Below are 12,863 nucleotides of genomic sequence, written 5' to 3' on the forward strand. Positions count from 1 at the left end.
TAGACAAAGCACCGGTTCTTCGTTAACAAGTTGAAATGCTTCATCCGAGGCCGTTTTCACGAACCTTATTTCTATAGCCGCATCACTATGATGTTGGGTCCGGCAAATACTATCAAATCGCCGATTTGACCGAGTTTCAAAAACAGAAATTAGAGTGTTCAAGTCTTTGTGCGAACAAAAGACAATTAGCTTCCATCCTGGTTCCGTATATAGGTTCTGCGATGTAAATTCCGCTCGCATATCAAAGAGGGTCCCCATTCACATCAACATTGGTCCATGGATCATTTGGATTCGGGCCGCTATTTAACACCTGGTTTGAGCTGCTTTTTGCTAGTAGGCCATTTCTTCACTGGAAGGTAGTCGACGCGCCAATACTCCAAAGTGCCCAATACATTGGCTTCGCCTAAATGCAAATCAAAGATAACCAATACACCATCTTCGTCACTGTAGTTGCAAGAAAGGATTTTTTTTGCCGGTTCATTCAATTTCTGAAACCAGATAGTGCCCACGCCTCCTGCATCGCTCTCATCAACTTGGAACTGTCTAAAGTCGCAAGGAAACGTTTCGGCATTCTGAGTTTCGAGAAACTCGACCACTAGAATTTCGTACGGTCTTAGGTAACGCTTCATGGAACTAAATGAATCCTACCTACATTCACACTGCCATCAGAAAATCGATACGCGTTATATTGAATTCTATTACCGTTGACCTGTACGAACCGGATGTTGTTTTGAACAGTGTTTGGCAACGGGTTGGCCCTCATGTCGTTACGGATTGCCTCCCTTACTGCGTTACGGTTGATGCCTGCTTCGTCAATGTGACGCCATGTGTGATGCTTTTGGTTTTCATTTCGACCATACGATACGTTTTCGTCGTCTCCATCCCCGTCATCATCCCCATCCCCTCCGGGCGGGGTTGCTCCCGCTGCAGTCGCACCGGAGTCGGCGTTCGAATTCGTATTTGAATTCCCACTGCTACCATTGCTCTGATTATTTAGAATGTTATTGAATTGTGCAAAGATATTGGAAATCAGCGCCGATATACCTGACGCTATGTTCCCGAATACGCCTTGGTTACAAGGTTCGTATGCCGCGCATCCGACAATAGCAGTACTTGCAACCATCGCACCGGTAAGAGCTGAATAGTCTGCAGTTACAGCCAACCCACTTGGGTCAGTCCAGTTGTATGGATCGTTGAAGGTATACGCGTACAGATTCAAATCTCCTGCAGCGAAGCCGATGGGATCGCGTTGGATGAACTGCCCTGTTGTGGGGTCGTAGTGGCGGGCGCGGTAGTAGATGAGCCCGGTCTCGAGGTCGTGCTCGCGACCTGTATAGCCGTAGCGCTGTTCGATGGTGTTGACCGTTTGGGTCTGATTGCCGAAAGCGTCGTAGTCGTAATCGGCTGCGACGGCGCCGGTGGAGATTGAGACTGCGGTCAGGATCGAGCCGAGGCGGTTGGCAAAGAGCCCATAGGCCGAGCCGGAGCCTGCATCGGTGCTTCCGGTATAGCCTTCGAAGGCCAGCGGCTCATCGGTGCGCGGGCCGTGCAGCCAGCGCTTGGCCAGCGTGCCGTTCTCGAAATCGAGTACCGCATCGTTGGCCGTGGTGGCATAGGGGTTCCACGGGTCATAGACGAAGGCTTCGACATCGGCGCCGACGGTTTTAGCGATACGGCGGTCGAGGGCATCGTATGCGTAGGCAGCGGTTGTGGTGTCGGAGCCGTATCCGATCAGCCTGTTCTGGCTGTCATAGGCATAGGTCTCGACCGCGTCGGAGACTTTGTGGGTCCGGCTTATACGGTTGCCGCGCAGGTCGTAGGCGTAGCGGTAGGTGTCATCTTCAAGCAGCTGGTTGTGAGCGTTGCTCTCATAGCCGGAAGAGGTGTTCGAGAAGGTGCGGTTGCCCTCCTGGTCGTACTGGTAATCCTCGATCGGCACTGGCACGCCGCCATCGATGGGCGGGATGCCCTGGCGGACCTGTACCAGCCGGTTGAGGTCATCATAGGAGATGTGTTTCGACTGCGCCGGGTCGAGCTTGTCGAGGATCGCCGTCAGCTGGCCGTCGGGGTCGTAAGTATAATCCAGATCGGTCAGCGTCACCCCTGACTGCGCATGGGTCAGTGCCGAGAGTAGGCCATTGGTATAGCCATAGGTGGACGTCCGGCCGCTGGTGGAGGTCAACGCGGTACGGCGACCTTCATCGTCGTAGCCGAAGCTGTAGGTGCTGCCCCAGGGCGAGGTCAGATCGGTCAGCCGGTCCTCGGCATCCCAATCATAGGTGGTGGCACCGCCCAGCGAGTCCTCCATCCGCGTGCGGCGGTCGAGCAGGTCATAGCTGTAGGTCAGAGTGACCTGCGGCTGCGGCCCGACAGTGCCGTCGGTGGTGGTGGTGGCCACCCGGTTGCGGGTGTCATAGGTGAAAGTGACCCGGCTGTCATCGTCGGCGGCCAGCGTCAGGTTGCTGCGCGGGTCATAGCCGTAGATCAGCGTATCGTCGGGGGTCACCACCTGCGTGCGGCGGCTGAGTCCGTCATAGGTGGCTGTTTCAACCAATCCGCCTTCGCGGGTGAGTGTTATCAGGTTGCCGCGGCTGTCATAGGCCCGGGTCATGGTCTGGTTGATCGGATCGGTGCGCGAGACCATCCGGTCCAGCGTGTCATAGGCAAAGCTGGTTACACCTGCGCGCCCATCCGTTACGGTCGCGACGTTGTCGCGGCTGTCATAGGTGAAGGATTTGACATGGCCTTCGGGATCCGTGGTTTGGATCAGGCGGCTGACATCATCATAGGCATAGAGATGGGTCTCACCATCCCCGTTGATGTGTTTGATAACCTCACCGGCCGCGTTATAGACGCGCTGGATCAGGCCTTCGGCCGGGTCGTCGATCGCCACGAGACGCTCGAGCCCGTCATAGGACATGGTGGTGACAAGACCAGTCTGATCGGTCACCGTTTCCAGGTTGCCGGCGGGCCGGTAAGTGTACTGTGTGACCCCGCCGATATTGGCACCATCTGCACCGGTGACTTCGACCGACAGCACGCGGTTGAGCCCGTCATAGCTTCGGCGCACCTGCCGCTCGATGGGCGAACCGGCAGCCTCTGCGATCACGGTGGTGTTGCCAGCCGCGTCATATGTCAATTGCGTGACCGAGCCATCCGCATAGGTGGTGCTGGCGAGGTTCTGATCGGCATTATAGGTGAAGGATGTGACGTTGCCGTTCTCATCCGTCCGCGTAGCCAGTTTGCCCTCGGGTGTATAGGTCATGGCGCGTGCACCACCTTCGGCATCGGTCATGCCAGCCACTTCACCAAACTCGTCATAGGTGTAGGTGGTGGTGAACCCGTCCCCATCGGTCATGGTCACGACCTTGTTGTAGGTGGGTTCATAGGTATAGGAGGTCGTGCGTTCCGCCGGAGTGCCAACGGATTCTGTCATCGTCTCGACATTGCCGAGACTGTCATAGGTGATCGAGTCCGCACGCACGCCGCCAGGCGCGGTCTCGCTGGGTCGTTCCACCCGAACTGCGAGGTTCTGCGCGTCCCGTTCGATCTTGGTCACCCGGCCCAGCGGATCGGTGGTCTGAATAACCGACCCGAACTGGTTGACGATCACTTCGGTGGTCTGGCCCTTGCGGTCGGTGACAGCGGTCACCCGATCTTCGGGCGCCACATAGATCAGCGGGCTGGTGGCCGCGCCGCCCAGACCATCGATCAATCCAAGGGACGAGGCCACCTGGTTGGCGACGCTGGAGCCATCCGGCATCGTTGCGCCGTTCAGGTTCCCCATACCGTCATAGGTATAGCTGGTGACATTGCCATTCTGGTTGGTGGTGGAAACCAAACGGCCGTTTGCGTCATAGGCGAAGCTGACCTTTGACCCGACGGGTTCCGTCACCTCGTTGAGATTGCCGATGTCGTCATATGCGAGCGTGGTGACCCGGCCATCCGGATAGGTTACAGATGCCAGACGCCCCAGCTCTTCATAGGCAAAGCTGGTGATCCCGCCCACCTGATCGGTAATGGTCGCCAGGCGACCCAGATCATCATAGGCGTATTCCTTTCGGTTGCCCTGCGGGTCCACTGTTGCCGTTTGCAAGCCATTGGCGTCATAGAGAACGATGTTGCCATCCTTGTAGCGCCGCTGCCAGGTGCCGTCCGCCAGGCGCGCAAGGGTCGAGAACTCACCCCGCCCCGATACAAACTTGCCCGTTGCCGAAGGTTTGGAGAAATGCACTGTAACCGTGAAGCGCTGCGTTGACAGCAGATCCAGGCTGCCATCACCATTTATGTCTGCGAAATCGGTGTCAACAAAACCATAGTCAAGCAAGCCGGTTTCAAAGGGTTGAAAAGTTCCGTCGCCATTACTGATGTATACAAAGACTTGTCCCAGGCTTGTTGTAACCAGATCGGTCACGCCATCGCCATTGGCATCCGCCAAGCTTACGAACAGAAATGCATCGGCTTCAGGCGGTCGAGCCAGAACGATGGGGTCCGCAAAAGCTTGGCCTGTGGTGTTCAACAGCACCTGCAATTGTGTGTCCGAGCTGTAGACCAGGTCCAGCTTGCCATCGCCGTTGAAATCGTGCAGCTTTGCAAAGTCGCCTAAGTAGTTCAAACCGCCATTACCCGCGCGCAGGTTTCGTAGTGTAAAGCGTAGGAAACCGTCCTCAGCGCGCGTGAACAGAATGTCCACACCTTCTTGCGTCCGATAGGCTACGTCATCCCAGCCGTTCCCGTCGACATCGTCGACCATGACCTGAAGCGTTCCGCGACCATTGAATGTATAGTTGGATATCTGGAACAACTGACGCGCGTCAGACCCGCCAATACTGACCCAAATCTCGTCATTTGTGCCAAAAAAGGAACTCGTATTAGCTCCGTAGACGATGTCCTCGAACCCGTCCTTGTTGAGATCGGTGACCTTCAGATCCTTCGGCTTTCGCCCAATTCCCAAGGACTGGAACTCACTCGTCAGATTCCCAAAGCCATCATTGGTGGCATATCCAAAGCCATCTTGGACCTGCAAAACATAAGCTACATCCGACAGGTCATCGTTGTTCAACTCACCCAATGCCATGGCCGAAAGATTTGGAGTCCACACCCCTGTTTGCGTGACCTCACTAGGATTACCGATTTCGAGAGTTCCCTCCTGCCGGAGGTCTCTGTTACCAAAATTGATTATTGATTTGAGGCTACCCGTACCGCTGTCTGCGAACACGACATCCAGATCTCCGTCACCGTCCAGATCAATCGCTTCGATGCCAACCGGCCCAGTGGCGGGGAAGACGAGTGGTTCGTCTTCGAACTCTGTCAGGGTGGGTTCAGGATCGAATGTGGTCACCCCATCATCATCGATGATCGAGATTTTACCGTCGGGCCCTTCCACCAGCTTCTGCAGGTCGTCAATGGCCCAGCCATTGCCATAGGGACTGTCGCTTTCGTTCTGCACATAGAACTCGGCCATATGCGTGCCGCCCACGGTCGAGCAGGCATAAATCGCCTTGCTGTTGAACTGGTAGGCATAACGACCCGAGGTCAGTCCCGACCCGTCGACCGGCATGGACTGGCGCAGAACCACCTGTTCTCCGATCAGGGCCGGAATGGTTCCGTCCAAACCTTCGCGCGGGGTCCAGCTGCGCCCGTCGCTGATCGACAACCCGCCCGCTTCGATGCGTGTTCGCAGTGCCACCGGCAACGATGCGTCGTCGGCAATGGTGACATCGCCCGCCACGATGATGGTTGGGTTGGCGGCCTGACTGTGATAGCTGAGTGCAATCTCCTGCGCTTCACCGAAGGCGGTGTAGCCTGGCAGGGTGTAGCTGGTGGCATTGTCGCCCTCAAACGGGGTCAGATACTTCATCCCTGTCGGCTGGTCCGAAGATGCGACCGTTTGTGGTGCCTGCGGCAGGAAGGTGAACAATGCACCGCCCGAGACACCGGACAGCGTTCCGCTGACGGTGGCCGCACCGGAATCCACGCTTGCGTCCGCAGCACGCCGGAACAGGCCGTTCAATTGGCTGACCCGCCACATCTCGAGCCGGGTCTGTTCCGGCAGGTTGTCCAGGTTCGGTCCAGTGATGGTCATGCCCTGGGTGAAGACCGCACCGGGGGCATCCAGCGCATAAATCCGGCAGGCTTGAGTGTCCTCGTTGAAACCGGGATGGTCAAAGAGCTGCGGCAGTGAGCCGAGGCAGACGTCACCTGTGTACAGGCCACCCGCATCACTTTGCACGGAATCCGCCGGGATGGAGACCGTCACGCCGGACGCCGTTCCGGTCAGCATCGTCTTCTGACCGGCGACAACTGTTGCACAGCCATCGGTCAGCGGCACGAGATGGAAGTCCGGGGTGATATCGCGATCCTGGTTTTCGGTCACAGTGATGACGCGTGTCTCGCCCAAATAGCCGCCCGGACCACCATCCGCAGAGGGTTCCACCTCCACCTGATCCGTGCCTTCCACAAGGCTGCCAAAGCTGAATGTCCCGTCGGCCGCGGTGGTGGTCATCAGCGCGGCATCGCGCAGGCGAACCGGCATGTTGGCTAGCGGCGTGATTGTCCCGGCTGCAAAATCAGTGGCGTCCAGAACACGACCGTGAATGGCCGTATCCCCGGCGGTGGCTTCCACAACCTCGATCGTGAGGGTTGCCTCGTCGGTCAGAACCCCATCTGACACCCCAACAGTATAACTATAGGTTCCCAGTTGCCCGGTCTCAGGGCGGAACCGAACCTCACCATTATTGCCGTTGAGCGTAACGCCGGTTGCCAGCGGCAGCGGCGTTGCAAAGAAGCTGATCGGATCCCCGTCCGGGTCGCTGCCCTCAAGATCAAGCGCTAGCTCCAGGCCCAGTTCAACCGTGTAGCTGTCGCGCAGCTGGCCCAGAACCGGGGCTGCATTCAGGGCACTGGCATTGACGGTAAGCGTATGTGTGGCCTCCAGAAGTCCGTCCGACACGGTGACTTCCAGAACATAATCACCCGGCAAGTAGGCGATGAATCCGACCTCGCCGTTGCCGAGGTCTTCGAAGAAGGGATCTGAGCCCGCGGGTTTTGTCGAGACGGCGTAGCTGAAGGTCAGCGGGTCGTTATCCGGATCGCTTGACCCGGTGACAGAGTAGATGACCTCCTGCCCCACATCGACCTGATCGGGGCCTTCCAACAGGGCCACCGGCGCGCGGTTGGGCGCGGTCAAGGTCCATGTGACAGGAGCGCTGGCGAACTCATAGTCCGAGACAACCAGGCTGAACACATACTCGCCCCGGCGATCCGGCGTGAATGTGATGGCGGACTGGCCCTGCCCCATGATCCCGGCCGTGCTGCCGTCCGGAGCGGAAACCAGTGTCCAGGTATAAGACAGAGCATCGCCATCGGGATCACCCGAACCCGCGGCACTGATCGTGGCAAGGTCACCGACAAAAGCTTCGGTATCGCCCGAAACCGCTGCAACCGGCGGCGAGTTGACAACTTCGACCATCACAACCGACGGCTCGGCAATCATGGCATCGTCTGCCGCGGTAATCTGGAGCAGGTAGACACCACCCCGGTCCGGAGCAAAACTCAGCGCGTCACCCAATACAATCGGCGCGCCGAGATCCGCGCTGCTCCCTGCTGGGCGGGCAATCAGCGACCAGCCATAAGACAGGCTATCCGCATTCCCGTCGAAGCTATAGTCCGACGCATTCAAATCGACAGTCTGACCCGAGACCAGAGAAATCGTCGATCTGGTCTCCAGAACCGGGCGCAGGTTGGTATTGCCAACAAAGATCGTATCCGCAAGAGACACACCCGCAGAATCCGATACGATCAGTTGAACAACGCCAGAGCCCGGACCAGTGCAAACCGGGTTGTTGCGGTTGAACGGGTTCTTCTTCGCACGGTCATCGTCGCGGGCAACGCCATCAACATAGGCATACATACGTGCATTGCCGATGTTATCCGTTGTCACGTGCAGCGAGGTGCGCCCGGGAACCGTCCAGGTGCCGTGATCGACACCATTGCTGTCTTGCAATGTGACATCCCGCGTATAGGTCTGTTTGTTCTCGACCTCCCAGACCAGGATATCGCCTTGCATACCGGCCTGCCGACCGCGGGAATGCAGGGTGAACTGAATCGGCTCCGATGCGCTGGCACCGGAGATATCCGCGGGTTGACGGATGTCGAATTGGCAGGTGTCACCTGTGTCGGAGCGCTTGAGGTGGTAAATCTCGTTCTGACGGATCACATCCCGGAACCGGCCTTCGCGAATGCTCAGACCGATCTCCGGCAACGCCAGCGTGGCGTCGGTTATCTCGACGCTTGAGCCATCCCCCATCAACCCCAGAGAAGACCAGACATAGGTCAGACCATTGCCGGTCGACAGAGTACCATCAAGCGCCAGATGGCCGCTATCACCAACAGCCTGATCCCGGCCCGCGTTGGCGGTGGGAAGCGGTGGGCTCACCAGGATCAGAGCCGTCTCCGGAACGCCTGCAACCGTATCATCTTCAACGCTCAACTGTACTACATAGGCACCGGGCAGGTCAGGGGTCAGCACAGCCGTGCCGATCTGCTCACCACCGATACCTGCGGTGCTGCCTGCCGGTGCGGAGATCAGCGCCCAACTGTGCTGGATGAAATCCCCGTCCAGATCGTAGCTTTGTGACCCGTCAAGCGTAAGCGCCGCCCCGACCTGCGTTGAAGTCACCGGCGCAATACGTGCGACCGGGCGCAGGTTCTTGTTTGCACCGGCAACGACCAGAACATGGTCCTGCGCGGAGAAACTTCCGTCAGAAACGTCCAGAGCCACAAGATAATCGCCCGGCTGATCCACAGTCACAAGCGACAGCCCGTCAATGTCAGTGCTGATCTGCGGCGACGCGCCGGATGGCGCGACCAGAACGCCCATGTCGGCAACCAGAACATCGCCATCGATATCGGTCGATGCGTAAGGTTCAATGGTCAGGGGAACGCCAGACTCAGCGTGCAGCTGATCGAAGCGGGCGGATGGGACAGGCGCCACAATCCGGCCCCCTACCCCTTCATAATAATCCACACCGCGCGCTTCCAGATCGGCGCGGGTCAGCGCATCACCCACAAGGCCGGTCAGCGTCACCGACCCTCCGGCGGTGCCAAAGATGAAGGTCAGATCCGATTGAGCCGGGTCTGGCGAGACCCGTGCATTGGTGTTCGTATCCGTATCAAGCTCCAGCGCATCGACTAGGGCGAGGAACTCAGTCGGGCTGCTCGCGCTATACGTGATGCCGTTCAGAGTCACGGTCAGCGTGTCGGCAACAGAACCGGTGCCATCATCCAGAACAAAGCCCGAGATTCTGTCATGGGTTCCGGGAGCGGTCGCGCGCTCGCCCAGATCAAACGTATCAGCAACACCTGTCGCAGCCATCTGGTTCACCTCGTAGCTGAGGCGGTAGACATCGGTGGTACCACTGTTCGGCAGATAGCGGAGGTCGAGATACTCAGGCTCAGAAACAGCACCGGTCGGATCCTGCACCGTGAGGGCAACCCGGTACGCACCTTCTAGATCCAGCGAAATGGCCGAAAGTGGTCCGTCACCCATCAGCTGCGCGGCACTGCCCGCAGGCGCAGATTCAATGGCCCAGTTATAGCTGAGCGCGCCACCCTCCAGATCAAAACTGGCCGAACCATCCAGCGTCACCGGGCTTGAACCATCCGGCACTCCGCGCACCCGCGCACGCGCCACAGGCGGCAGATTGTCCGAGCCGAACACAACGTCAGAGGTCGCAACAATAGCCCCCGAGGCGTCAGTAAAGGACACTCGTGCACGGTAGGTGCCTGGAATGTCGAGCAGGATCTGGGGCCGCAGCACGGTCGCATCGCTGAAATCCGCCACGCTGGCAGCCGGGCGGTCAATCCATGTCCAGGAGGGCTGCAAGGCTGGCCCGGCTGGTAAAACGACCCCGTCCACAGGGTCCAGCGTGATCGTCTGACCAGCTACGGCTTTTATCGGAAGAGAGGTATCTGCAGAGGCGTCAAAGGCTGAAAATGAAAATCCGGCGCAAAGGAAAGTCGTCGCGCAAAATGCGCGGTGCAAAATACCCATTCCGTATCCCTCGTTTAAATAACGATTTTTTTGAAAACGTACTACCTAAAGGCGATTTTGCAACAAGTTTTTTCTAACCATAGAAGAACAACCCCAATCACTCGTTTTGCACAATCAATACAGCTCTAGGATGCGACCACCACTCCCAGAACTGCCCAAATGAATAACACCAACGGGACGTGCAAAACGACCACCCTCAAACAAATCAACTCGAAATGTCACCCCAGAACCAGCCGTACGCCAGGAAACAGGAAGCTCCGTGCCTTGTATGCTGCCAAGAGGGGCAGCCGCTACCAATCGCTCGACCAAAACCTGAGGTGCCAAATCAGGCGAAACGCCGTAACGACCAGAATGTACTGTCGCAAATTCTCGAAGGCGAAGCCCATCTTCATACGGAATCTCCGCAACCCGCGCGAAATCAACGACGCTGTTCAGTCGGTATGGAGTGCGCCTCCACTCCCGATACCGCTCAACCGCATCGTCAGAGATGTCCAGCAAAGAGGCTAAAGCATCCAGCAGATCTGGGGCGGCGGTATTAAGATCGACCAGTCCACCTACATCTTGCAAAGCAATCGTGAGTTCGCGGTCGTTCAGTTGAAGCACCAATGGTTCCCGCCGGCCAGCTTGATTTGGTTTCTCCGCGAAAACGGCCAACGCAAGCTCCGCCAGTGCCTGATTTTCCTGTTGGCGTTTCGCAAGTATCAATTCGGCTTCATTGACCTTAAGGTTTGCTAGAAAACGACTGCTTGTGATTGCAAAAAGCAGCGCGACAATGCTCAGCGTTGACAACACGACGATGAGGGCAAAGCCCTGCTTTCGACGTCCGCTTGCAACCATCTTTGCAACCCCCTATCAGATTTGAGCATGCAAACCATTTGGCTCGTTTTAATTCATCTTCTGGTTTATGGCCTGCTCGCAGTGACATCAATACCACTGAGTTGGTTGGCAGGGTTACTCGCAGTTCTATTGATATGGGCTAGCGTATGGGACTTCCTGACCTTTGAGATCCCGGATATGGCGGCCATACTATTGCTCGTCTCAGGAGCGCTTTCTCTTGTGTTTCATCCAACAGTGACGTTAATCGACGGAGTTTTAGGAGGAATTTTGTGGCCTCTGCTGTTCTGGGCGGTAGCTGAACTTTACCTGAAAGCACGTGGCGTTCATGGTTTGGGCTTTGGTGACGTAAAACTCATGGCTGGAATTGGGCTTTGGTGCGGGGCCTATGGAACCATCTATGTGGTCTTGTCAGCAGCACTTGCTGGAGTTGTTGTCCTCAGCCTACTTGCGGTGGTTCGTTCGACATCAATTGAAGAATTAGGTCAATCGAAGGTTGCATTCGGACCGTTTCTTTGTCTCTCTGCCTGGAGTGTTTGGTTGCTTGGAGGCAATGCATGAAACGCAATAGTCGCGGGTGGAACAAGCGTAGTGGTATAACCATTCTGGAAGTGCTCATTGTGCTGTCTATTATTGCCATGATCGCTGCGGTCGCTGGCCCCCGACTGATCGGGTATTTAGGGCGCGCCAAGTCAGAGACCGCGAAACTGCAAATCCAGCAAATCGGCAGTGCATTGCAGTTGTTCTACATAGACACGGGCCGTTATCCGACCAGTTCCGAAAGCCTAAATGTTCTTGTATCTGCCCCTCCGGGAGATCCGTCATGGGCTGGGCCTTACCTGGACAGTGAGGAAGGTCTTATCGACCCGTGGGGTAGAGCCTATATTTACGCGGAACCCGGGGATCAGGGGCAACCGAGCGTCTCAAGCCTAGGCCGGGACGGAAGCCGGGGTGGTTCGGGGGAAGACAGCGACGTCTCGAACTAACTAGTCGAGAAAAAAGATCTTCTGATTTCGTTCGAAGTTTATTGAGTTTAGCGCTTAAAGTGCCGTTGTTAATACAATTCAAGACCCTTTGGACAATGGTGCTCGCCTACTCGCCTTGGAGTCTGCGTATTATGTGCCAGTTCTGTTCAGGGTTTTGATTCGTGGCCACTCTCCGACGTTTAAGGTGCGTATTTTTGGATACCTAAGCCGCCTTCAATTTCTGCATAGGGTTCAACCCTGCTTTCTCATGTCTTTCCGTAAGCGGTGTCTCAACCCCACCTTCCTGAAGTCTGCGTGATCTGCGATTCTGCTGCGGAGTGTAGATTTGTCAGGAGGTTATTGTGGGAGTCCATCGGGAGCTACGTTTGGAGTCCGTTGCGGGCCATGAGATTTTGATTGGTCGGGATGGCAAACGGCGCTGGCCGGAAGAGGTCAAAGGTCAGCTTGTTGCGGAAACTCTGGTTCCTGGAGTGACGGTAAACGAGGTCGCCCGACGCGCCGGCATGCGTCCAAACCATTTGTCTGAATGGCGTCGCCTGGCCCGAGAAGGTAAATTGGTGGTGCCGGATCTGGCTGGTGCGGAATTTGCGCCGGTTGTGATCGAACCAGAGGTTCCCGCAGCACCGTCAGAACCCGCTGGTTCGATTGAGATTGTTCACGGCGACGTCACTATTCGGCTTGACGCTGCCACGCCTCCGAAACGGATTTCCGAGATTGTCCGTGCTCTGAACGGGGTCTCATGATCTTTCCGTCGAACCGGGTGCGGATTGTGGTGGCGACGAAGCCTGTGGATTTCCGCAAAGGTCATGATGGACGTAAGCGGTGCGTGACGGTCACCTTCCAGCCTTTAGCTTGATCTGGGATTTCACCTCGGAGTAATTTTGCGAGGTGAGTTTCTCCATGGAGACTATGAGAGAGTTTCTCATTGGGTTGGGTGTTGTTTTCTCAACCGATGGGACACGGCGGTGGCCGGATGATGTGAAGGCGCG

6 protein-coding genes are annotated in these 12,863 nt (G+C 56.9%); 3 read left to right on the forward strand and 3 right to left on the reverse strand.

Annotation, left to right across the window (positions count from 1 at the left end; translation table 11 throughout):
* Positions 1-299: 299 nt before the first annotated feature.
* The 3 genes from ACR0AP_RS19135 to ACR0AP_RS19145 form a co-directional block, all read right to left on the reverse strand.
* The gene (locus ACR0AP_RS19135) at positions 300-629 is read right to left on the reverse strand and encodes a DUF6984 family protein (protein ID WP_480508657.1); all 330 of its coding nucleotides are present in this window, start codon (positions 627-629) and stop codon (positions 300-302) included.
* Positions 626-10,054, reverse strand: a complete 9,429-nt coding sequence (locus ACR0AP_RS19140; protein WP_480508659.1) for a PKD domain-containing protein — start codon at positions 10,052-10,054, stop codon at positions 626-628. The genes ACR0AP_RS19135 and ACR0AP_RS19140 overlap by 4 nt, the downstream gene beginning before the upstream one ends.
* A 114-nt stretch (positions 10,055-10,168) precedes the next feature.
* A complete protein-coding gene (locus ACR0AP_RS19145) occupies positions 10,169-10,891 on the reverse strand; it encodes a hypothetical protein (RefSeq protein WP_480508661.1) in 723 nt (240 codons plus the stop codon).
* Between the two features lie 27 nt (positions 10,892-10,918).
* Between ACR0AP_RS19145 and ACR0AP_RS19150 the strand changes: the two genes are divergently transcribed.
* The 3 genes from ACR0AP_RS19150 (at position 10,919) to tnpA (ending at position 12,617) form a co-directional block, all read left to right on the forward strand.
* Entirely contained in the window at positions 10,919-11,449 is a 531-nt protein-coding gene (locus ACR0AP_RS19150) for a prepilin peptidase (RefSeq protein ID WP_480508663.1), read from the forward strand.
* Positions 11,446-11,874: a type II secretion system major pseudopilin GspG gene (gspG, locus tag ACR0AP_RS19155; RefSeq protein WP_480508665.1), complete on the forward strand. Its 429-nt coding sequence runs from the start codon at positions 11,446-11,448 to the stop codon at positions 11,872-11,874. Before ACR0AP_RS19150 ends, gspG begins: the two co-directional genes overlap by 4 nt.
* A 341-nt stretch (positions 11,875-12,215) precedes the next feature.
* Positions 12,216-12,617 carry an IS66-like element accessory protein TnpA gene (gene tnpA / locus ACR0AP_RS19160; RefSeq protein WP_480508667.1) on the forward strand — a complete coding sequence of 134 codons (402 nt, stop codon included), beginning with the start codon at positions 12,216-12,218 and terminating at the stop codon, positions 12,615-12,617.
* The last annotated feature ends 246 nt before the right edge of the window (positions 12,618-12,863 follow it).

The sequence above is a fragment of the Ruegeria sp. AF7 genome, from assembly GCF_056541885.1.

Coding starts and splice junctions, on each gene's coding strand:
- ACR0AP_RS19135 (WP_480508657.1), bottom strand. CDS start 629: ATGAAGCGTTACCTAAGACCGTACGAAATTCTAGTGGTCGAGTTTCTC.
- ACR0AP_RS19140 (WP_480508659.1), bottom strand. CDS start 10,054: ATGGGTATTTTGCACCGCGCATTTTGCGCGACGACTTTCCTTTGCGCC.
- ACR0AP_RS19145 (WP_480508661.1), bottom strand. CDS start 10,891: ATGGTTGCAAGCGGACGTCGAAAGCAGGGCTTTGCCCTCATCGTCGTG.
- ACR0AP_RS19150 (WP_480508663.1), top strand. CDS start 10,919: ATGCAAACCATTTGGCTCGTTTTAATTCATCTTCTGGTTTATGGCCTG.
- gspG (WP_480508665.1), top strand. CDS start 11,446: ATGAAACGCAATAGTCGCGGGTGGAACAAGCGTAGTGGTATAACCATT.